The organism is Streptomyces rubiginosohelvolus (assembly GCF_014649875.1).
GTDB lineage: Bacteria > Actinomycetota > Actinomycetes > Streptomycetales > Streptomycetaceae > Streptomyces > Streptomyces rubiginosohelvolus.
In genome coordinates this window covers 484655-506974 of the sequence record NZ_BMTW01000002.1, presented here as the reverse complement: position 1 = coordinate 506974, position 22320 = coordinate 484655, and the positions used below count along the sequence as shown (strand labels likewise).

The window sequence follows — 22320 nt, the reverse complement described above, 5'->3', positions numbered from 1 at the left end:
GCTGGTCGGGCTATGACGAAGCCATCCCTCCCCGAGCTCCTGCACGCCGCCGTCACCGCCGTCGGCGGTACGGAACGGCCCGGCCAGGTCACCATGGCCGAAGCCGTCGCCGAGGCCGTCGACGACCAATCCCACCTGCTCGTCCAGGCCGGCACCGGTACGGGCAAGTCGCTCGGCTATCTTGTGCCGGCCCTGGCGCACGGGGAGCGGGTCGTCGTGGCCACGGCCACCCTCGCCCTCCAGCGACAGCTCGTGGAGCGCGACCTTCCGCGTACGGTCGAGTCCCTGCATCCGCTGCTGCGGCGGCGCCCGCAGTTCGCCATGCTCAAGGGCCGGTCGAACTACCTCTGCCTGCACCGGCTCCACGAAGGGGTGCCGCAGGACGAGGAGGAGGGGCTCTTCGACCAGTTCGAGGCGGCGGCCCCGTCCAGCAAGCTGGGGCAGGACCTACTGCGGCTGCGGGACTGGTCGGACGAGACGGAGACGGGCGACCGGGACGACCTCACGCCCGGTGTCTCGGACCGGGCCTGGGGTCAGGTCTCGGTCTCCTCGCGGGAGTGCCTCGGCGCGACGAAGTGCGCGTACGGCGCGGAGTGCTTCGCCGAGGCGGCCCGCGAGCGGGCCAAGCTCGCGGATGTCGTCGTCACCAACCACGCGCTGCTCGCGATCGACGCCATCGAGGGCGCGCCGGTGCTGCCGTCGCACGAGGTGCTGATCGTCGACGAGGCCCATGAGCTGGTCTCCCGGGTCACCGGCGTCGCCACCGGCGAGCTGACCCCCGCCCAGGTCAACCGGGCGGTCCGCCGCGCGGCGAAGCTGGTCAACGAGAAGGCGGCCGACGCCCTCCAGACCGCGGCCGAGGGGTTCGAGCGGGTCATGGAGCTGGCGCTGCCCGGACGGCTCGAAGAGGTGCCCGAGGACCTCGGATACGCGCTGATGGCGCTGCGCGACGCGGCGCGCACGGTGATCTCCGCGATCGGCGCCACCCGGGACAAGTCGGTCGAGGACGAGAACGCCGTCCGCAAGCAGGCCCTGGCCTCGGTCGAGTCGATCCACGGCGTCGCCGAGCGCATCACCCAGGGCTCCGAGTACGACGTCGTCTGGTACGAGCAGCACGACCGGTTCGGCGCGTCCGTCCGGGTCGCGCCGCTCTCCGTGTCGGGGCTGCTGCGCGAGAAGCTGTTCGCCGAGCGGTCCGTGGTGCTGACCTCGGCCACCCTCAAGCTCGGCGGCGATTTCAACGGCGTGGGCGCGTCGCTCGGACTGGCCCCCGAGGGCACGGCGGGCGAGGACGTCCCGCAGTGGAAGGGGCTGGACGTCGGCTCCCCGTTCGACTATCCGAAGCAGGGCATCCTCTATGTCGCCCGGCATCTGAACACCCCGGGGCGCGAGGGATCGCGTACGGACATGCTGGACGAGCTCGCCGAGCTGGTGGAGGCGGCCGGCGGCCGGACGCTGGGCCTTTTCTCCTCCATGCGGGGAGCCAAGGCGGCGGCCGAGGAGCTGCGGGGGCGCCTGGACAAGCCGATCCTGCTCCAGGGCGAGGAGACGCTCGGCGAGCTGATCAAGAACTTCGCGGCCGACCCGGAGACCTGCCTCTTCGGCACGCTGTCGCTCTGGCAGGGCGTGGATGTCCCGGGGCCGAGCTGTCAGCTGGTGGTCATGGACCGGATTCCGTTCCCCCGGCCCGACGATCCGCTGATGAGCGCCCGGCAGAAGGCGGTCGAGGAGGCGGGCGGCAACGGCTTCATGGCCGTGGCGGCGACGCACGCCGCCCTGCTGATGGCCCAGGGCGCGGGCCGGCTGGTCCGGGCGACGGGTGACAAGGGCGTGGTCGCCGTGCTGGACCCCAGGCTCGCCAACGCGCGGTACGGGAGCTATCTGCGCGCCTCGCTGCCGGACTTCTGGTACACCACCGACCGGAACCAGGCGCGCCGCTCGCTGGCCGCCATCGACGCCAAGGCCAAGGCGGACGGGGCGTAGACGGACAGGCCCTGCCGCAGGCTGTGACGTCCCGGGGCATGGCAAAGCCCCGGGACCGACGTCATGATCGACGTGCTAGGGAGTCCCGGGGCCGCAAGCCCTCCCGCCCGACGCTGCCGAGTCCTCAGACGCGGCGCAGCACCGCCACCACCTTGCCCAGGATGGTCGCCTCGTCGCCGGGGATCGGCTGGTACGCGGCGTTGTGAGGCAGCAGCCATACGTGACCGTCCTCCCGGCGGAAGCGCTTGACCGTCGCCTCGCCGTCGAGCATGGCGGCGACGATGTCCCCGTTCTCCGCGACGGGCTGGCGGCGGACGGTGACCCAGTCGCCGTCACAGATCGCGGCCTCGATCATCGAGTCGCCGACGACCTTCAGGACGAACAGCTCACCGTCGCCGACGAGCTGGCGGGGGAGGGGGAAGACGTCCTCGACGGACTCCTCCGCGAGGATCGGACCACCGGCGGCGATCCGGCCCACCAGCGGCACGTAGGACGCGGCGGGCTTGCCGGTCGTGTCGGTGGGCTGGGTGCTGGGCTGGTCCGAACCGCGCACCTCGTACGCGCGGGGGCGGTGCGGGTCCCGGCGGAGAAAGCCCTTGCGCTCCAGGGCCATCAGCTGGTGGGCGACGGACGAGGTGCTGGAGAGGCCCACCGCCTGACCGATCTCCCGCATGGACGGCGGGTATCCCCGCCGCTGCACGGAGTCGCGGATGACCTCGATGACCCGCCGCTGCCGGTCCGTGAGCCCCGAGCTGTCCGCCCGGATGCCGGGAGGCCTGCCGGGCATGGAACGCCCGGGGCGTGCGGGCTCGGGCCCGTCCGTGTTCGTGACTGAGTCATTCATGGCATGCACCGGCTCAAGTCGGCTCTGGGAGCGGTGGTCCCGGGCGGTGATGGTGGCGCTGTCTGCGGTGGTGGTCACGTCGGCCCCTCTCGAATGTTCTCCCTAGCTGGACAACGGTAGTAGCTTTCGAAAGGTTGCGCCAAACACACGTTCGAGTGAAAAACGAATAAAGGGGTGCCGCAGTGCTGCCGGCAGGTGTATGGGTGCCGTGACGAAGGGTCGTGCGGCGGCCTTCTCACGGCACCGGCCCCAGTCTTTCATCCGGACCTGTGCGCAGACATCCGGACCTGTGACCGGAGTCTTTCATCCGGGCCCGGGCACCGAAGCCCCGGCGGCCCGACGGCCCCGCGTTTCCCGTACCCTCTTCTCTGGCTTCTCCGGCCCATGTTCCCCGCTGTTCCCCGCGCGGCCTCCCGGCGAGGTCCGGCGCGCGACACGCGATGGGGTCGAAAACGCGACCCAACCCTAGATCTAGTGGTTGGATTGCCTCAGTCGCCCAGAAGTTGTGGTCTCGGTTCAATCGCGCCGTGGTCATCGCCTATGCTGGGGACTGCTTCCAGGGGCCCGGACAAGGCCCTGAAGAGGCTATTCAGTCGTGCGTGTGAAGGAGGGTTGGGAGCCATGCACTGCCCCTTCTGCCGGCACCCCGACAGCAGAGTCGTCGACAGTCGCACCACCGACGACGGGACGTCGATCCGTCGCCGCCGCCAGTGCCCCGACTGCTCCCGCCGCTTCACCACGGTGGAGACCTGCTCGCTGATGGTGGTCAAGCGCAGCGGCGTGACCGAACCCTTCAGCCGCACCAAGGTCATCTCCGGCGTCCGCAAGGCATGCCAGGGACGGCCCGTCACGGAGGACGCCCTCGCCAAACTCGGCCAGCGGGTCGAGGAGGCGGTGCGCGCCACCGGCAGCGCCGAACTGACCACCCACGACGTGGGACTGGCCATCCTCGGCCCCCTGCAGGAACTCGACCTTGTCGCATACCTGCGCTTCGCGTCCGTGTACCGGGCGTTCGATTCCCTGGAAGACTTCGAGGCCGCCATCGTGGAACTGCGTGCGCAGCGGCCTTCTGCGGAGGACTGCGGGAGCGGCGAGACCCTTGAGGTCCCCGCGCCCGCCATTGCCGCCGACTGAGCGGTACGCGCCCGTCACGGTCCGGAGTCACCTCCACCGACCGGCGGCCGGGCGAACCAAGACCTGTTCCCGTGGCCCGAGTGCGGCCCACGGGGCAACGGACACACATTGTGCCTGGGAAGATCTGGGCACTTCAGGGCGTTTTCGCCCACATATGGGAGGCGGCATGACAGAGACGGCGAGCGGCCCGGCACGAGGTTCCCGCACCAAGGGCGCCAAGGCGAGCAAGGGTCTGCGTATCGAGCGCATCCACACCAACCCCGGCGTGCACCCGTACGACGAGGTGACGTGGGAGCGCCGTGACGTCGTCATGACCAACTGGCGCGACGGCTCGATCAACTTCGAGCAGCGTGGCGTCGAGTTCCCCGACTTCTGGTCGGTGAACGCGGTCAACATCGTCACCAGCAAGTACTTCCGCGGGGCCGTCGGCACCCCGCAGCGCGAGACCGGCCTCAAGCAGCTGATCGACCGGATCGTGAAGACGTACCGGAAGGCCGGCGAGGACAACAGCTACTTCGCCTCTCCCGCGGACGCCGAGATCTTCGAGCACGAGCTGGCCTACGCTCTCCTGCACCAGGTTTTCAGCTTCAACTCCCCGGTCTGGTTCAACGTCGGCACGCCCCAGCCGCAGCAGGTCTCCGCCTGCTTCATCCTGGCCGTCGACGACTCCATGGAGTCGATCCTCGACTGGTACAAGGAAGAGGGCATGATCTTCAAGGGCGGCTCCGGCGCCGGCCTGAACCTCTCCCGTATCCGCTCCTCCAAGGAGCTCCTCTCCTCCGGCGGCAACGCCTCGGGACCGGTCTCGTTCATGCGCGGCGCCGACGCGTCCGCCGGAACGATCAAGTCGGGCGGCGCCACCCGCCGTGCGGCCAAGATGGTCATCCTCGACGTCGACCACCCCGACATCGAGGACTTCATCGAGACCAAGGTGAAGGAAGAGGAGAAGATCCGCGCCCTGCGCGACGCGGGCTTCGACATGGACCTGGGCGGCGACGACATCACGTCCGTCCAGTACCAGAACGCCAACAACTCGGTCCGCGTGAACGACGAGTTCATGAAGGCCGTCGAGGCGGGCGGCAAGTTCGGGCTGCGCGCCCGGATGACCGGCGACGTCATCGAAGAGGTCGAGGCCAAGTCCCTCTTCCGCAAGATGGCCGAGGCAGCCTGGGCCTGCGCCGACCCGGGCATCCAGTACGACGACACCATCAACGCCTGGCACACCTGCCCGGAGTCCGGCCGGATCAACGGCTCGAACCCGTGCAGCGAGTACATGCACCTGGACAACACCTCGTGCAACCTCGCCTCGCTGAACCTGATGAAGTTCCTCAAGGACGACGGCCTGGGCAACCAGTCCTTCGAGTCCGAGCGCTTCGCCAAGGTCGTCGAGCTGGTCATCACCGCGATGGACATCTCGATCTGCTTCGCCGACTTCCCCACGCAGAAGATCGGCGAGAACACCCGCGCCTTCCGCCAGCTCGGCATCGGTTACGCCAACCTCGGCGCCCTCCTGATGGCGACCGGCCACGCGTACGACAGCGACGGCGGCCGCGCGCTCGCCGGCGCCATCACCTCGCTGATGACCGGCACCTCCTACCGGCGCTCCGCCGAACTGGCCGCGGTCGTCGGCCCGTACGACGGCTACGCCCGCAACGCCGAGCCGCACCAGCGCGTCATGAAGCAGCACGCCGACGCCAACGCCAAGGCCGTCCACATCGACGACCTCGACTCCCCGGTCTGGGCCGCCGCGACGGAGGCCTGGCAGGACGTGATCCGGCTCGGCGCGAAGAACGGCTTCCGCAACGCGCAGGCCTCGGTCATCGCGCCCACCGGCACCATCGGTCTCGCGATGTCCTGCGACACCACCGGTCTGGAGCCCGACCTCGCCCTGGTCAAGTTCAAGAAGCTGGTCGGCGGCGGCTCGATGCAGATCGTCAACGGCACGGTGCCGCAGGCGCTGCGCCGCCTCGGCTACCAGCCCGAGCAGATCGAGGCGATCGTCGCCCACATCGCCGACAACGGCAACGTGGTCGACGCCCCCGGCCTGAAGACCGAGCACTACGAGGTCTTCGACTGCGCGATGGGCGAGCGCTCCATCTCCGCGATGGGCCACGTCCGGATGATGGCCGCGATCCAGCCGTGGATCTCCGGCGCACTGTCCAAGACGGTCAACCTGCCGGAGACGGCGACCGTCGAGGACGTCGAAGAGGTCTACTTCGAGGCGTGGAAGATGGGCGTCAAGGCGCTCGCGATCTACCGCGACAACTGCAAGGTCGGCCAGCCCCTCTCCGCCAAGACCAAGGAGAAGGAGAAGGAAGAGGTCACCGCGAAGGCCGAGGAGACCATCCGCGAGGCGGTCGAGAAGGTCGTCGAGTACCGCCCGGTCCGCAAGCGTCTCCCCAAGGGCCGTCCCGGCATCACCACGTCGTTCACGGTGGGCGGCGCCGAGGGCTACATGACCGCCAACTCCTACCCGGACGACGGTCTCGGCGAGGTCTTCCTGAAGATGTCCAAGCAGGGCTCGACCCTCGCGGGCATGATGGACGCCTTCTCCATCGCCGTCTCGGTCGGTCTGCAGTACGGCGTCCCGCTGGAGACGTACGTCTCGAAGTTCACCAACATGCGCTTCGAGCCGGCCGGTATGACGGACGACCCGGACGTGCGGATGGCGCAGTCGATCGTCGACTACATCTTCCGCCGCCTGGCGCTGGACTTCCTGCCCTTCGAGACCCGCTCGGCCCTCGGCATCCACTCCGCCGAGGAGCGCCAGCGCCACCTGGACACCGGCAGCTACGAGCCGACGTTCGAGGCGGACGGCCTGGACGCGGACAGCCTGGCCCAGTCGGCCCCGCTCCGCGCCGAGCCCCTGAAGGCGGTCCCGGCTCCCGCGGAGCCCGCCGCGAAGGCGGCGCCGAAGACCGCGCACACCTCGGCCGAACTGGTCGAGATGCAGCTCGGCATCAGCGCCGACGCCCCGCTCTGCTTCTCCTGCGGTACGAAGATGCAGCGCGCCGGCTCCTGCTACATCTGCGAGGGCTGCGGCTCGACGAGCGGCTGCAGCTGACCGGACGCGGAAGCGTGTGCGGAACCGCGTAGCGCTTGACTGACCCGCGGCTCACGAAGGGGACCGGCCACCGGCCGGTCCCCTTCGGCACGCCACCCCGGGTTGTCCGGAACTGACCGTTGTCAGCCTTCCGCGGCCCGGCTTCCCATCGCCGCGGCGAACGTGTCGGGCTCCCCGTCGTAACCGCGTACCACCGACCGGAAGCCCCAGAGGCCCGAGCCATCCCGGGTGAACTCCCCGACCACCGCCGCGGTGGCCCATGCCACGTCGGAGAAGTCGTTCGCCGCCAGCTTCGTGTAGCCCTCGGCGATCTCCATCGCCGTACTCCCTATGGCGCCGAAGGTCTTGTGACCGTCGCGCTGCTGGATGGCGACTCCGACGACCACCCGCCCGTACCGCTCGGCCAGCCGGTTCAGCTCGATGGTCATGACCTCGTCGAAGCCGAAGCCCTGGCCGGTCCGGCTGTCCCGGTTCAGCGTGATGGTGCCGTCCGGGGAGCGGCTGTCGAAGTGGACCAGGTAGGCGGGGGCGCCGTACGGATCGTCGGCCGGGTAGGTCGCCGCGATGATGTCGAGGTCGTTGGCCGCCGCCCCGTGCGGGCTGGGGTCCCATTTGACCCGCACTTCGACCTTCTCGATGTCCTTGTTCGGAGTGCTCAAGAAACTCCCCTCCCGGCCGACGGCCCACGGGCCGTTCTCATGACCCGATACACGACTGACCCGATCATGTACGGAACGGGCCGCTGAACCAACTGCCCCGGATTCGGACGGCGGATTCGGGCCATCCGACGGCCGCGTGTACTCCTGATCTCGCCCGCACCTCAGTGGGGGATCCTGCGCGGCGGACGCTGCCGTACCTCCTCGCGGAACACCTCGATCGCACTGCTGACCTGACGCATCAGGTGCGTGTTCTCGATCCGGTCCAGATAGAGGCACTGGGCGGCCAGCCCGTCGAGTTCGAAGGCGAAGTAGAGGGCCATCAGCGGGTTGACGAAAAGCTCGCTCCCTTTGGTGCGCGAGGTGAACTGCGCGTCCCCGAACTCCCCTCGTACGGCTGCCGCTATGGAGCCGTTGACGATGCTGGGGTGGTCCGGCGTCTGTTCCTGGGCATGGGCGACCGCGTCGAGGAACAGGGCGCCCTCCCGGCTCGTACGTGGTACGGAGAACGCCCCCAGATACGCGCCCGCGCGCTCCAGTGCCGCGATGTTCTCCAGGACCAGGCCGTGGCTGACCCCGTGGTAGGCGTCGACCCCGAACCCGATGGACACGACGAGACGTTCGGGCCCCTCGATCCCGGCGAGCGCGGCGACGCTGGTGAGGTCCTCCTCCGGGGTGCCGAGCCCCGACTCGTCCCCGCGCATCAGGATGTCCGTACCGCCGTCCACGAGGACGACCGCGTCGATGTCGTACCGCTCGATCAGCGCCCGGTACGCGGCGCGCAGCGGCTGGACCCCGACCCGGGCCAGCGCGTGCACCGTGTTCGGGTAGCCGTGCAGGGTGAGCCAGCGGGCGAGGGCGCGCTCGGGGAAGTACGGCTGGTGCGGAGAGGTGTCCGGGGTGATCACCGCCAGATCGGGGGCGGCCCAGGACTCCAGCGGAAGGCCTTCGACCGCGCTGAAGGTGAGGTTGGCGAGCTGGACCTCCTTGCCCTGGTGCATCAGCGAGAGCGCCAACGGCAGCCCGGCGTAGATGTCGAAACCTCCTCCCGCTCCCGCGACGAGGATGCGCCGGGCGGAGGCGAGCCGGTCGAACAGGGGATGGGCGTGCAGCGTCGTCATGGTGATCATTGTGGGAGCGGAACGACCGGTTCGGGTGCACTCCCCGGGACCGTGACGCGTGCCACGTTCCGCGCCGTACGATGGCGCGGTGCTGGTGAAGTGGATTCGCTGTTCCGTGGTGGACCGTCATGGTTTCGAGCGGGGGCAGCGGAAGTGGGCGGGGCTGCTCGGCGAGCCGGGGTTCAGAGGACAGAGCGGCGGGTGGAGCCGAACACGCCCCGATGTCGCCCACGTCTTCGCCTTCTGGGAGAACCGCGTCTTCTACGACTCCTTCATGGCCCGCGGGCACGACCGGCTGGCGGCCGGGCAGTCGGGCATGTTCCGCGATATGCAGGTCACGCTCTTCGAGCGCCGCTTCGACGTGAAGACGGGCTTCGAGCCCCACTTCGCGGAGGCCGACGTCGTACGGGTCGCACACAGCCGGGTCCACGAGGAGCGCGCCGAGCACTTCGTACTGATGCAGCAGCAGGTATGGAACCCCGCCATGGCCGGATCGCCCGGCATGCTGCGCGGCGTGTTCGGCGAGGCGCCGGGCAACGAGTTCCTGGCGTTGTCCCTGTGGAAGTCGAGCGCCGAGCGCGGCAAGTACCGCGCGGCGGGGGCCGAGCGGCTTGCGGCCCGCGCGCAGACCGAGACGGACGTGATCGCGCTGACGGGAGACGTCGTGGAGCTGGAACCGTCCTGGACGGTGTGACCCGCGCGGTCCTCTCCTGCCGCCCCGACCGATCGTGCGGGTCCGATCCGTTCTAGGCTCGGGACATGGCACGACCGCAGCGCATCGTCCTCGTCCGGCACGGCGAGTCCGAGGGCAACGCCGACGACACGGTGTACGAGCGGGAGCCCGACCACGCGCTCCGGCTCACCGCCACCGGTCTGCGGCAGGCCCGGGAGACCGGCCAGGAGCTGCGCGAGCAGTTCGGCGACGAGCGGGTGAGCGTCTACATCTCGCCCTACCGCCGCACCCACGAGACGTTCCGGGCCTTCGATCTCGACCCGGCACGCGTCCGGGTCCGCGAGGAGCCCCGGCTGCGCGAGCAGGACTGGGGCAACTGGCAGGACCGGGACGACGTACGGCTGCAGAAGGCCTACCGGGACGCCTATGGGCACTTCTTCTACCGCTTCGCCCAGGGCGAGTCCGGCGCCGACGTCTACGACCGGGTCGGGGCGTTTCTGGAGAGCCTGCACCGGAGCTTCGAGGAGTCGGACCACCCGGAGAACGTCCTGCTCGTCACCCACGGACTGACGATGCGGCTGTTCTGCATGCGCTGGTTCCACTGGTCGGTCGCGGAGTTCGAGTCGCTGTCCAATCCGGGCAACGGCGAGACGCGGACCCTGCTGCTGGGCGAGAACGGCCGCTACACCCTCGACCGGCCCTTTCAGCACTGGCGGACCCCCGAACCGTACGGCCGTACCGGTTAGAGTGGCTGTGCGATGACCGCTGATTCTGCTTCCGCGCGGCGCTTCGAACGCGCCCTGGCCAGCCTGCGTGGGCTGTCCGTGGGAGACGCCCTGGGCTCCCAGTTCTTCGTTCCGGCCAACTACCCCCTGCTGAAACAGCGGGCCCTGCCGCCCGGGCCCTGGCAGTGGACCGACGACACCGAGATGGCCTGCTCGGTCCTGGCCGTGCTCGCCGAGCACGGCCGTATCGACCAGGACGCGCTCGCCCGCTCCTTCGCGGAGCACCACGACTTCGACCGCGGCTACGGCCCCGCCGTCAACCGGCTCCTCCGGCTCGTACGGGAGGGCGGCGACTGGCGGGAGCTGTCCTCGGCGCTGTTCAAGGGCCAGGGCTCATGGGGCAACGGTTCGGCGATGCGCATCGCCCCGCTCGGCGCCTGGTACGCGGACGACCCGGAGCAGGCGACGCACCAGGCGGAGATCTCGTCGTACACCACCCACCAGCACCGTGAGGCCGTCGTCGGCGCGATGGCCGTGGCCGCCGCCGCGTCGCTCGCCGCCGCCCCCGGCGGGCCGCCGCGCCCCGAGGACCTCCTCGACGGCGTCATCGCGCTCGTGCCCCGCAGCGCGGTCGGCGCGGGGCTGCGCCGGGCCCGCGACATGCTGGACTACCAGGACGCCGGAACGGTCGCCGCGGTCCTCGGCAACGGCCGCCGGACCAGCGCCCACGACACCGTGCCGTTCGCGCTCTGGTCGGCCGCCAGGAGCCTCGGGAACTACGAGGAAGCGTTCTGGGTGACGGCCCAGGCGGGCGGCGACGTCGACACGACGTGCGCCATCGTCGGCGGTGTCGTCGCGTCCGGTGAGACCGGAGCACCACCCTCCGGCTGGCTGGAGCAGACGGAGGAGCCGCCGGGGTGGCTGACCCCGTCCCTGCGCTGACCCTCCGGCTGTTCCGCCTCTCTGTCACGGTCCTGCCACAGGATCACTCTGCGTGTCTGCGAACGAGAGTTCGGGACTACTCTTTCGGCCACGCCGCCCCTGGTTGATCTTGAGGGCGCGCGCCGAATGAGACACCGGGCCGGGCGTACGGCTGTGGGCCGCGCCCGGAACCGGTGGGGGGAGGGGTCCCATGTCCGATCAGCCGTCCGAGGCGTCCAGACCGCCGGGGCAGTCACCGGAAGCCGGTACGCAACAGCAACCGCAACAACAACAACCGGAACCGCAATCACCGGCGCCCGCCGCGCCCGCCGCAACCGCCGTGGCCGACCAGGCCGTCAAGGCCACCGTGACCGCCGGTGCACCGCCAGCCGGCCCCGGCAATCCCTGGCAGTACGGTGCGGGGGCGCCCGGAGCCAGGAACAGTCCGGGCGACGGAGCGACAGCCCGGCTCCGGCCACCCGCTCCGCCCCTGATCCGTCCCGCCGTGCTCTGGTCGGTCCTGGCCACCGCCGTCGTGAGTGCGCTCTTCCTGGGCGATGGACTCGGGGTGAACCTGCTGATCGTGGCGGTGCCCGCCGCGCTGGCGGCGTTCTTCGCCGCACGGTCGGCGGGCCGTCGGCTGCGGCCCTGGACCGCGACCTGGGCGGTCGGGGGCCTCGCGCTGCTCGCCGTGCCCGCGCTCCGGGACGCGGGCTGGCCCACGTTCCTCGCCGTGGTGTCCGCCTTCGCGCTCGGCTCGCTGGCACTGCACGGCAGCCGCAGCTGGCTGGGCGTACTGATCGGCTCGCTGGGCCTGTTCGACTCGGCCGTCCCCGGCATCATCTGGGGCGTACGGGGGATACGTGCCCGCGCCGACGGCTCCCGGGCGCGCTGGGGGGCGGGCCTGCGCACCACGGCGGTGGCCGTCGTGCTGCTGGTGGTCTTCGGGACGCTCTTCGCGAGCGCGGACGCGGCCTTCGCCGATCTGCTGGGCGACCTCATGCCCGACGTCTCGCTCGGCGAGGGCCCCTGGCGGATCTTCCTGTTCGCGCTCGGTCTGGCCGGTGCGCTCGCCGCCGCGTACGCCGCCGCGGCCCCGGTGCGCTGGGACGGGATCACCGTGTCGTCCGGCAAGCCGCGGGGACGGGTCGAGTGGGCCCTTCCGCTGATCGTGCTCAACCTGCTCTTCGCCGCGTTCATCGCCCTCCAGCTCGTCGTCCTCCTCGGGGGCTACGAGAAGGTGCGGGCGGAGACCGGGCTCGACCACGCCGAGTACGCCCGCCAGGGCTTCTGGCAGCTGCTCTGGGCGACCCTGCTCACCCTCCTCGTCATCGCCCTGGCCCTGCGCTGGGCCCCGCGCGGCGGTAGCCGGGACCGGACGCTGGTGCGCGCCGTCCTCGGCACCCTCTGCGTGCTCACCCTCGTCGTCGTCGCCTCCGCGCTGCGCCGCATGGACCTGTACGTCGACGAGTACGGCCTCACGAGGCTCCGGATATCCGTGGCCGCCATGGAACTCTGGCTCGGGGTGGTGCTGGTCCTGATCCTGGCGGCCGGGGTCTTCGGGGCCCGGTTCCTGCCCCGGGCCATCGCGGTGAGCGCGGCGGCCGGGGTCCTGGCCTTCGGGCTGATCTCGCCGGACGGACTGATCGCCGAGCAGAACGTCCAGCGCTTCGAAGCCCGCGAGTCCGCCGGCATCGACATCGATTACGTCAAGGACCTCTCCGCCGACGCCGTACCGGCCCTGGACCGGCTCCCCGAACCGGAACGCTCCTGTGCGCTGCGGATCATCCAGCGCGAGGTTCTCCACACCGACACCCCCTGGTACGCGACCAGCTGGGGAGAGGCGCGGGCGAAGGAGATCCTGGAGAAGCGCCCGGTGCGGGGCGACGGCCGGGACTGCTACCGCCTGGGCACGGACGGGTTCCGCGACGGCTACGAGCCGGACGACGACGGCTACGAACCGTACTGAGCAACGGCCTTCCGAGCGGCGGCGCCGCTCCGAGCCGCCACACCCTCCGAGCCCGAGGGCCCTTTGAACGCAGCTGTGTTCAAAGGGCCTTCGGTCCTGTACACCCGCCCTCGATGGCTGATTCGCAGTACGCACGGTGCCCCGGGGTGTTGCTGCCGTGGCTCTCGGCGTACGCTGGCTGGCGCCATGCCGTACGAACCACCCACGCACACCGTCGAGCGCTCGATTCGCGCTACCACCGGTGCCAGGACCGTCGCCGGTGTCGATGAGGTCGGACGCGGAGCGTGGGCCGGACCCGTCACCGTGTGTGCGGCGATCACCGGCCTGCGCCGACCGCCCGAAGGTCTCACCGATTCCAAGCTGTTGACCCCGCGGCGGCGCGCCGAGCTCGAACCCGTGCTGCGGAACTGGGTCACCGCCTACGCCCTCGGCGACGCCTCGCCGCAGGAGATCGACGACCTCGGAATGACCGCCGCGCTCCGGCTCGCCGCCGTGCGCGCCCTGGAAGGTCTTCCGGTCCGTCCCGACGCGGTGATACTTGACGGCAAACACGACTACCTGGGCGTTCCCTGGAAGGTCCGCACCGTGATCAAGGGCGATCAGTCCTGTATCGCGGTCGCGGCGGCCTCGGTGATCGCCAAGGTTCACCGGGACCGGATGATGGCCGAGCTCGGTGCCGCGTCCGAGGACTGCGGCGACTTCGCCTTCGACGCCAACGCGGGGTATCCCTCGCCCGTGCACCGGGCCGCGCTGGAGGAGCGGGGGCCCACGGCCCACCACCGCCTCTCCTGGTCGTACCTGGACGGGCTGCCCCGGTGGCAGCACCTGAAGAAGGTCCGTATTTCCGCCGAGGCGGCCGCACTCGAAAGCGGGGGCCAGCTCGGCTTCGAATTCTGATCGCGCGCACGCGCCCTTTCGACCACGCCGACGACATCGGCGTTCACCCCAGACCACTTTTCCTGCCTCTGATCTCCGAGGAGCCTCAGATTCCCGAGAGCGCCCAGGGTCCCCGCGTCACTCCGGCCGCCGGCCGCACCGCGCCGACCCTCCGTCCCGTACCCGGTCCGCGTTCAGCGGCCACCCCGCGTCCCGGTCGTCCGGGCCCCGGCCCCGCGCGCCCCGCGCCCCCGGCGCAGCGCGCCCCCGGCGCAGCGCGCCCACCCCACCCCTGCGGCTCCGGCGCCGGCCCCCGCCCGTCCGAAGCCGGCCGAGAACGGTTCCGCACCGCAGATCCAGCTGATCCCGGCCCCGGTGGCCGGTGCGCTGGACGCGGCCGAGGAAGCCGTCGACCTGCTGCTGGAGTCCGGTCGCGCACCGGGCGACATCCTGGTGCTCACCACCGGCGAACAGCACCCGTGGGCCGCCCACGAGCTGTCCTTCGGCGAAGCCGCGTACTGGGCCCAGCACGACGCGGGCGACGACGTCTTCTTCGCCGACGTCTCCGCGGCCGACCGGGCTGCGTCCCGGCCCGTGGTCGTCGTCGCGGTCAACGGTGACGCCGACGGGACCGTGGCGCGCACCCTGCCTGCCGCACGTGATCGCGCGGGCGTGCTGCTGATCGTCTGCGGAGACCCGCAGACGATCAACTCCGCACTCGGCGCCGGGGTCTGACCGGTGTCCCGGCCGCCCGCACGGGCGGCCGGGACCGTCATGGCCGGTCCTCCGGCCGTGACCGGGCCGGCCGGTTGACGATCATCCGTGACCGGGCCGCCCGGTTGAGGATCAGCGCCGTCCGGCAGGCGGTCGGCGTCCGCTCAGCGGGCCGCCGTGCGACGCAGCGCCTCCACCGCTCCGCCGCCCGACCGGGTCGGGGCGCTCCGGTGTTGGTGGGCGGAGACGGTGTCGGCCAGGAGAGAGGGCTCCGACAGCGAACTGGGCCGCCGCCCGCCCCTTCCCTCGCCGAGCACCTGCCAGCCCCCGCGGGTCAGCGTGATGTACGCGCCGCAGCGCAGCCCGTGCAGGGTGCAGGCGTCCCGGAGGCCCCACATCCACGCACCGTCCTCCTCGGTCCACCGTTCGTCGCCGTCGCGGCAGTACAGAAGGACGGCCGTACGGACCGGCGTACGGCGGCGCAGATCGTGCGGGATCACCCGCCGCAACTGCGCCAGCAGGGCGTTGCGGAACTCCCAGCCGTCCGCGGCCAGCGTCGACCGGCGGGCGAACGAGGCGCTCGCCGTGAGCCGTTCCTCATGGTCGAGGACCGCGACCACCGCGGTGGCCGGAGTCGGCCGGTGACGGGAGTGCAGGCCGCTGACGACCTCTCGGGGGCTGCGCAGCAGGGGGATCCCCGCCGAGGCCCACTCCGCCGGTTCGAGCATGCGGGCAAGGCGGTTGACGGAGTCGGCGGAAACCGAGGACGCCGATGTCGACGTGGCTGAGGACGGGGCGAATCCGAAGGTCACGGTCCTCCCTTCGCTACGCGCCCACAGTGCGGGCAGGGGTCGGGTGAGGGCGCGCCGCGGCACAGCCCTTCCGGGCCCGACGAGAACTGTGCGGGGGCGCTCCCAATTCTCCCTGGCCTACCGGCAGGCGGCAACGAGCAATTACTGCGGCTGACGGGAATCAGCCGGAATGACACTGATATCCCTGCCCAGACCCGCCCGGGATGACTCCCCCTGTCACCCTTGAACCGCGAGGACCAGCGGAAACACTCCCTGGGCTCCGGCCCGCCGCAGCAGGCGCCCCGCGACGGCCAGGGTCCAGCCGGTGTCCGACAGGTCGTCCACCAGCAGGACGGGGCCGTCGGCCGCCGCCAACGCCGCCGCCAGATCCGGCTCCACGACCAGGGACTCGTGCAGCGCCCGCACCCGCTGCGCGCTGTTGGTCTGGGACATCCGCACGTCCTCGGAGCCCGGCGCGTAGGAGACCGTCCCGAGCAGGGGCATCCGGCCGATCTCGGAGATCCGCCAGCCGAGTGACTGGACCAGCTGCGGCCTGCGGCGTGAGGCGACGGTCACCACACCGACCGGCCGGGGAGCCGCGTCCGCCGATCCGGAGGCCCAACCGCCCGGCCCCTTCGCCCAGTCGGCGAGCACGGTGACCACGGCGTCCGTGACATCGTCCGGCACCGGAGTATCCGGAGCCTGCGCCGCCAGCATCGGGCGCAGTCGGTTGCCCCAGCCGATGTCGGAGAGCCGGCCCAGCGCCCGTCCGGCGAAGGACAGCTCGCCCGCGGGGATACGCCCCTTGAGATCGACGCCCACCGCGGGCAGGCCGGTGGGCCACATCTTGCGGGGATCCACCTCGACACCGGGCCGGCCCAGCTCGTGGCGGGCTCCGTCCAGGGCGGCGGTGGAGACCTTGTCGTCGAAGCGGGCGCCCGCGCAGTTGTCACAGCGTCCGCAGGGCGCCGCCTCCTCGTCGTCCAGACGCAGCCGCAGGAACTCCATCCGGCACGCCGTCGTCGAGGCGTAGTCGCGCATCGCCTGCTGCTCGGCCTCCCGCTGCCGGGCGACCCAGGCGTAACGCTCGGCGTCGTAGACCCAAGGGGCGCCCGTGGAGATCCAGCCGCCCTTGACGCGCTTCACCGCACCGTCGACGTCCAGCACCTTGAGCATCGTCTCCAGCCTGGTCCGGCGCAGATCGACCAAGGGCTCCAGGGCGGGGAGCGAGACCGGCCGCTCCGCCTGGGCCAGCACGTCCAGGGTGCGGCGCACCTGCTCCTCGGGAGGGAAGGCGACGGAGGCGAAATACTGCCAGATCGCCTCGTCCTCCTTGCCGGGGAGCAGCAGTACCTCGGCGTGCTCGACACCGCGCCCCGCACGCCCGACCTGCTGGTAGTAGGCGATGGGGGAGGAGGGCGAGCCCAGGTGCACGACGAAGCCGAGGTCGGGCTTGTCGAATCCCATGCCCAGCGCGGATGTGGCGACCAGGGCCTTGACCCGGTTCGCCAGGAGATCGTCCTCGGCCTGCTGCCGGTCGGCGTTCTCGGTCCGCCCGGTGTAGGAGGCGACCGCGTGCCCGTTCTGGCGCAGATAGGCGGTGATCTCCTCGGCCGCCGCCACGGTCAGTGTGTAGATGATTCCGGAGCCGGGAAGCTCGCCGAGATGGTCGCCCAGCCAGGCCAGCCGGTGCGCGGCATGGGGGAGTTGCAGCACGCTCAGGCTCAGGCTCTCCCGGTCGAGCGGCCCCCGCAGGACCAGCGCGTCCGTGCCGGCGCCGGTGCCCAGCTGCTCCGCGACGTCCGCGGTCACCCGGGCGTTGGCCGTGGCGGTGGTGGCGAGCACCGGGACCCCGGTCGGCAGATCGGCGAGCATGGTCCGCAGCCGCCGGTAGTCGGGCCGGAAATCGTGCCCCCAGTCGGAGATGCAGTGGGCCTCGTCGACCACCAGGAGCCCGGTCGCCGCCGCGAGCTTCGGCAGCACCTGGTCGCGGAAGTCGGGGTTGTTGAGCCGCTCCGGGCTCACCAGCAGGACATCCACCTCACCCGCCGCCACCTCGGCCTGGACGCTCTCCCACTCCTCGGTGTTGGACGAATTGATCGTGCGGGCGCTGATCCCGGCCCGGGCCGCCGCCGCGACCTGGTTGCGCATCAGCGCCAGCAGCGGTGAGACGATCACGGTCGGGCCGCTGCCCTGGGCGCGGAGCAGCGAGGTCGCCACGAAGTAGACGGCGGACTTGCCCCAGCCGGTGCGCTGCACGACCAGAGCCCTGCGCTTGTCGGCGACGAGCGCCTCGATGGCCACCCACTGGTCCTCGCGCAGCACGGCCTTACCGCTGTCGTCGCCCACCAGGCGGGCGAGGACGGAGTCGGCCGAAGCCCTGAGCGCTGCACGGTCTGCGTTGGTCATGCCCCCATGCAACCCGATGACTACGACAAACCGCGAACGACGGCGCGAGCCTGTGGATAACGTTATCCACAGGGGTCGCGGGATTCGGCGGCTCGCGGGACCGTCGAGCCATGAGCAAGCACCACGAATCCACCGGCCCCGCCGGGGAGCAGCAGATCACCCTGCGCGGCCCCGCCGACCTCGCCGACGCCCTCCCTTATCTCATGGGCTTCTACCCCGACGACAGCGTCGTGATGGTGGCCCTGCACGGCGGCCAGGGCCGTTTCGGCGGCCGGCTCCGCCTCGGAATTCCGCAGGCGCCCGGCGAATGGGGGCCGGTCGCCGACCAGCTGGCGGAGTGCCTGGTCTCGGGAAGCGAGCGGCGCGAAGGGCGGCCCGACGCGATCGTGATCTTCCTCTGCCAGGACTCCCCGGACGGTTCGAGCGGCCGGCTGACCATGGAGCGGCTCAGGCCGTTCGCGCAACGTCTACGGACAGCGTGCGGGGCACTCGACGTCCCCGTCCTCGAAGCGCTCTGCATCTCCGACGGCCGTTACTGGTCCTACTGCTGTCCCGACCCGCGGTGCTGCCCCGACCAGGGAAATCCCCTGGCCATGCCCGGTACGACGGTGATGGCCGCGGCCGCCACCTACGCGGGCGTCCATGTGCGGGGCACGCTGCGAGACATGGAGGCGCGGCTCCAGCCCTGGCGGACTCCGGCAGCCGTACGGGCGCAGGAGATGGCCCTGGACACGACCGGACCGGCGCTGCTGCCGAGGCTTCTCGACGAGCGGGCCAGGCGGGAGGTCGCGACGGAGACCCTCGGACTGGCGCGCCGGCTCATGGACCGGATCGAGGAGGCACAGCCCGCGCCACCCGCACTCTCGGACGCCGGGGACGACCAGTTGATCGGTTCCGACGAGGCCGCCGCCGTCATCCTCGGGCTCCAGGACCGCGAGACCCGGGACAAGGCCGCAGCCTGGATGGAGGGGCCGGAAGCCCAGTCCGCCCTCCGGCTGTGGCGGACGCTGGCACGGCGCTGCGTCGGACCGTACAGGGAGCACGCCGCGGCTCCGCTCACTCTGGCCGGCTGGGTCTCCTGGTCCACGGGCGACGAGCCGGGCGCCCGGGTCGCCCTGTCGCTGGCGCTGCGCGCCGATCCGGACTACACGTTCGCCCAACTGCTGCACCGGGCCTGCAACGAAGGGCTCGATCCGGAGGCCCTGCGCCGTTGTCTGCGGGAGGCGGCCGACGCCGACGAGGAGCAGCCGGGCGCCGACGCCGAAGCGGGGGAGGCGGTGGTGGGGTCCGCCACCGACCGGGGCGCCGCCCCTCTGCACGTCCGCAAGGTCCGCCCGCTGCCCGAGGGCGGACGGCGGCGGGCGCGCGCTCTCCGGCCTCCGGGCGCCGAGCGGCGGAAGGCGTCACCCGGCTCGACCCGTCCCCGGGTCCCGGCGGCCGGGCGGCGGACGCACGAGGCCCGGCGGTACGGCCGACGCGGCAGCAGGGCGAGGCGGCATGACTGACCGTCCCGTCGACGGGCCGCTCCTGCCACGCCGTGGTGCTCCCCGCCCCGGCGATTCCGGAACAGCGGCACCCGGACTGATCACGAGCATGCTGAAGGGAGTGTTTATCGTCAGGCAGACGACTATGATCGCGGCATGCCGCCCTACGACCCGTCGACCTTCCCGCCCTTCGCAGTCACCGTCGACCTGGTCGTGCTCACCGTGCGCCGTCACGCGCTCTGCGCGCTGGTCGTCCGTCGCGGAGAGACCCCGTTCCAGGGCCGATGGGCGCTGCCCGGCGGTTTCGTCAGGCTGGACGAGGACCTGGGCTCCGCGGCAGCGCGCGAACTCGTCGAGGAAACAGGCCTCTGCGCGCACGATCCGGCGAAACCGGCCGTGGGCAACGGCGCACATCTGGAGCAGCTGGCCACCTACGGCGATCCGGCGCGCGACCCCCGGATGCGGGTGGTCAGCGTGGCCCACCTCGCCCTCGCACCGGACCTGCCCGCGCCCCGGGCCGGCGGCGACGCCAACAGCGCGCGCTGGGCGCCGGTCGAGGATCTGCTGCACCCCGGCACCGGGCGGGAGGGCGAGCAGGCGGCGCCGCTGGCCTTCGATCACGCGCGGATCCTGGCCGACGGGGTGGAGCGGGCCCGTTCCAAGATCGAATACTCCTCGCTGGCCACGGCGTTCTGCCCGCCCGAGTTCACGGTCGGCGAGCTGCGCCGCGTTTACGAAGCCGTGTGGGGTGTGGTCCTCGACCCCCGTAACTTCCACCGCAAGGTCACCGGGACGCCGGGATTCCTGGTGCCGTCCGGCGGGACGACCACACGCCAGGGCGGACGGCCCGCGCAGCTCTTCCGGGCCGGGGCGGCCACGGTGCTCAACCCGCCGATGCTGCGCCCCGAGGTCTGAGCCCTCGGACGTTCCCCCGCGCCGGTCCCGCGGAGCGCCCGTCGAACCGCCCCTGCGCCAAAAGTCTGAAATGTCGCGTTATGTTGCTGCGGTACCCCCTTGCCGCCGAGCGGTCTCACCGTCCGCGAGAGACGCGAGAGAAGCGATGCTTCAGGCCATCGGACTCACCAGCACCCCCCGTCGCGACGCTCCGCCCGCCGTGAACGATCTGACCTTCGAAGCTCCTCCCGGCCGGGTCACGGCCCTGCTGGGCGCCCCCGGCTCGGGCAGGACCACGGCCCTGCGGCTGATGCTCGAACTGGACGCCGGGCGGGGCGTCGCCTACTTCCGGGGGCGGCCGCTGCACCGCATCGCCCACCCGGCGCGGGAAGTGGGCGTGCTGCTCGGCGACGTACCGGGCCATCCCTCCCGGACCGCCCGGGGCCAGCTCCGGATGCTCTGCGCGGCCGCGGGCGTGCCCGCCACCCGGGCCGACGAGGTGCTGGAGGTCGTCGGTCTCGCCGGGCTCGGGGACCAGCGCCTGGGGACCCTCTCGGTGGGGATGGACCGCCGCCTCGGCCTCGCCTCCGCGCTGCTGGGAGACCCGCACACCCTGATCCTGGACGAACCGGCGGACGGGCTGTCCCCACGGGAGAACAGCTGGCTGTACGGGCTGCTGCGCGCGCACGCGGCCCAGGGCGGCACGGTCCTCTACACCACCGGCGACCCCAAGGAGGCGGCCCGCACCGCCGATCGCGTCGTCACCATCGGCGGCGGGTGCCTCGTCGCCGACCAGGACGTCGCCGACTTCGCCCGCACCCGGCTCCGGGCCCGCGTCGCCGTCCGCACCCCGCACGCGGCCCGGCTGGCGGCCGTGGTCAGCCGGGAGGCCCGGGCGGCGCAGCGCTCCGTCGAGGTGGTCGAGGAGGCGAGCGGCCGGCTGACGGTGTACGGCAGCACCTGCGCGGAGATCGGCGACACCGCCTACCGGCACGGCGTCCCCGTGCACCGGCTCGCCGACGAGATCGGAGACACCGGACCCGCCGACCCGGCGCCCGGGGGAGCGGAGCGGGACGACGCGGCCGCCGCCCTGTCCGAGCTGCCGCCCCCGATCCGGGTGCGCCCCGCGCGCGGCCCGCTGCGCCCCCTCCGGTACGAACTGCGACGCTCCCTCGGCGTCCGGAAAACGACCATGATCATGGCGGCCGTTCTGGTCGTGTCGGCTGCGATGTCCGTCCTGCTCGCCCGTACCGACGGCACCGCCCTTCCCCGCGTGCTCGCCGCCTGGCCCGCTCTGCTGCCGCTGCCTCCCGCCGCGCTCGGCGCGGGCCTGCTCGGGGCGCTGTCCTTCGGGGACGAGTTCCGCTATCCCGCGCTCGCCGCCGCTCGTGGCACCGTGCCCCGGAGACTCGGGCTGCTGCTGGCCAAGCTCACCGTGACCGCGGGCTTCGCCCTGCTGCTCGCGGCCCTCACCGTGGTGGGCGGAGCGCAAAGTCTCCGGCTCGTGTACGGACCGGACTTGATCGAGATCCCTTCGAACGCCTTCGCGCTGGGAGCGAGTTGGACCGGTCTGACGGTCGGCTGCGCCTGGGCGGGGCTGCTGGCCGCCGGTGTCTTCCGGGTGGCCGGTGCGGGTATCGCCGCGGTGCTGGCCGTACCGGTGCTCGTCGTTCCGCTGGTGCAGAAGATCTTCGCGGTGCCGTCCGCGCGTTCGGTTGCCGGACTCCCGGGCCGGCTGCGTGAACTGGCCGGGTGGCAGCTGCCGCAGGAGGCGGACCACTGGATCCTCGCCGTCGCGCGGGTGGTTGCGCAGCCCGTCGGGACCGCGCTCACCCTGTCGTTGTCGGCCCTGATCTGCGCGTATCTGTTCACCAGCCTTCGAGGAAAGGCGCGTTGGTGATCGCCGCCGCCCCGCGCCGGGGAGAGGGGTCCGCAACTCCCTGAAAAATGACTGGTTTGTGCGGATATGGCGTCAATTGCGGAGCGGGCGCCGATCACCCTTTCGTGTGCTTTTCACCAAAGACCTCAAGGGGTGAGCGAGCCGCGCCGACAAAGGATGCGT

16 protein-coding genes and 1 pseudogene are annotated in these 22320 nt (G+C 71.6%); 12 read left to right on the top strand and 5 right to left on the bottom strand.

The features are described from left to right. Positions 1 to 12: 12 nt before the first annotated feature. Positions 13 to 1983, top strand: coding sequence for an ATP-dependent DNA helicase (locus IE134_RS09555; RefSeq protein WP_006128058.1), 1971 nt, complete (start codon positions 13 to 15; stop codon positions 1981 to 1983). 124 nt (positions 1984 to 2107) lie between these two features. On the opposite strand, the gene lexA is transcribed toward IE134_RS09555, so the two are convergent. Continuing rightward, positions 2108 to 2905, bottom strand: a complete 798-nt coding sequence (gene lexA, locus IE134_RS09550; protein ID WP_010072358.1) for a transcriptional repressor LexA — start codon at positions 2903 to 2905, stop codon at positions 2108 to 2110. 543 nt (positions 2906 to 3448) lie between these two features. Between lexA and nrdR the strand changes: the two genes are divergently transcribed. Next, positions 3449 to 3961: a transcriptional regulator NrdR gene (gene nrdR, locus IE134_RS09545; RefSeq protein WP_030577138.1), complete on the top strand. Its 513-nt coding sequence runs from the start codon at positions 3449 to 3451 to the stop codon at positions 3959 to 3961. Between the two features lie 166 nt (positions 3962 to 4127). After that, positions 4128 to 7025: a vitamin B12-dependent ribonucleotide reductase gene (locus tag IE134_RS09540; RefSeq protein ID WP_030715999.1), complete on the top strand. Its 2898-nt coding sequence runs from the start codon at positions 4128 to 4130 to the stop codon at positions 7023 to 7025. Positions 7026 to 7147: 122 nt separating this feature from the next. On the opposite strand, the gene IE134_RS09535 is transcribed toward IE134_RS09540, so the two are convergent. Together IE134_RS09535 and IE134_RS09530 are read right to left on the bottom strand one after the other, a co-directional pair. Next, positions 7148 to 7684, bottom strand: a complete 537-nt coding sequence (locus IE134_RS09535; RefSeq protein ID WP_030716002.1) for a TerD family protein — start codon at positions 7682 to 7684, stop codon at positions 7148 to 7150. A 161-nt stretch (positions 7685 to 7845) separates the two neighbouring features. After that, positions 7846 to 8802 carry a DUF1152 domain-containing protein gene (locus IE134_RS09530; protein WP_030716005.1) on the bottom strand — a complete coding sequence of 319 codons (957 nt, stop codon included), beginning with the start codon at positions 8800 to 8802 and terminating at the stop codon, positions 7846 to 7848. 88 nt (positions 8803 to 8890) lie between these two features. Between IE134_RS09530 and IE134_RS09525 the strand changes: the two genes are divergently transcribed. The 6 genes and pseudogenes from IE134_RS09525 (at position 8891) to IE134_RS34605 (ending at position 14701) form a co-directional block, all read left to right on the top strand. Further along, positions 8891 to 9496, top strand: coding sequence for a YdbC family protein (locus IE134_RS09525; protein ID WP_030716015.1), 606 nt, complete (start codon positions 8891 to 8893; stop codon positions 9494 to 9496). Positions 9497 to 9561: 65 nt separating this feature from the next. Beyond that, positions 9562 to 10221: a histidine phosphatase family protein gene (locus tag IE134_RS09520; protein WP_032789555.1), complete on the top strand. Its 660-nt coding sequence runs from the start codon at positions 9562 to 9564 to the stop codon at positions 10219 to 10221. Between the two features lie 12 nt (positions 10222 to 10233). Further along, a complete protein-coding gene (locus IE134_RS09515) occupies positions 10234 to 11142 on the top strand; it encodes an ADP-ribosylglycohydrolase family protein (protein ID WP_097985244.1) in 909 nt (302 codons plus the stop codon). 190 nt (positions 11143 to 11332) lie between these two features. After that, complete coding sequence (locus IE134_RS09510) at positions 11333 to 13090, top strand: DUF4153 domain-containing protein (protein ID WP_189430176.1); 1758 nt, start codon at positions 11333 to 11335, stop codon at positions 13088 to 13090. A gap of 186 nt (positions 13091 to 13276) precedes the next feature. Further along, on the top strand, positions 13277 to 13987 hold the full coding sequence (gene rnhB / locus IE134_RS09505) for a ribonuclease HII (RefSeq protein WP_030716026.1): 711 nt from the start codon (positions 13277 to 13279) through the stop codon (positions 13985 to 13987). A 62-nt stretch (positions 13988 to 14049) separates the two neighbouring features. Next, positions 14050 to 14701 (top strand): annotated as a pseudogene (locus IE134_RS34605) (hypothetical protein). 143 nt (positions 14702 to 14844) lie between these two features. Here the strand turns inward: IE134_RS34605 and IE134_RS09495 are convergent. Further along, positions 14845 to 15492 (bottom strand): hypothetical protein, encoded by a 648-nt coding sequence (locus IE134_RS09495; protein ID WP_189430175.1) that lies wholly within the window; start codon positions 15490 to 15492, stop codon positions 14845 to 14847. Between the two features lie 216 nt (positions 15493 to 15708). Next, positions 15709 to 17880 carry a RecQ family ATP-dependent DNA helicase gene (locus tag IE134_RS09490; RefSeq protein WP_189430173.1) on the bottom strand — a complete coding sequence of 724 codons (2172 nt, stop codon included), beginning with the start codon at positions 17878 to 17880 and terminating at the stop codon, positions 15709 to 15711. Positions 17881 to 17990: 110 nt separating this feature from the next. Here IE134_RS09490 and IE134_RS09485 point away from each other — a divergent pair, with 110 nt between their 5' ends. From IE134_RS09485 to IE134_RS09475, 3 genes are all read left to right on the top strand, one after another. Continuing rightward, a complete protein-coding gene (locus tag IE134_RS09485) occupies positions 17991 to 19385 on the top strand; it encodes a DUF4192 domain-containing protein (protein WP_189430172.1) in 1395 nt (464 codons plus the stop codon). 135 nt (positions 19386 to 19520) lie between these two features. Next, positions 19521 to 20279 (top strand): NUDIX hydrolase, encoded by a 759-nt coding sequence (locus IE134_RS09480; protein ID WP_010063447.1) that lies wholly within the window; start codon positions 19521 to 19523, stop codon positions 20277 to 20279. 145 nt (positions 20280 to 20424) lie between these two features. Then, complete coding sequence (locus IE134_RS09475) at positions 20425 to 22158, top strand: ATP-binding cassette domain-containing protein (RefSeq protein WP_030716037.1); 1734 nt, start codon at positions 20425 to 20427, stop codon at positions 22156 to 22158. Positions 22159 to 22320 lie beyond the last annotated feature (162 nt).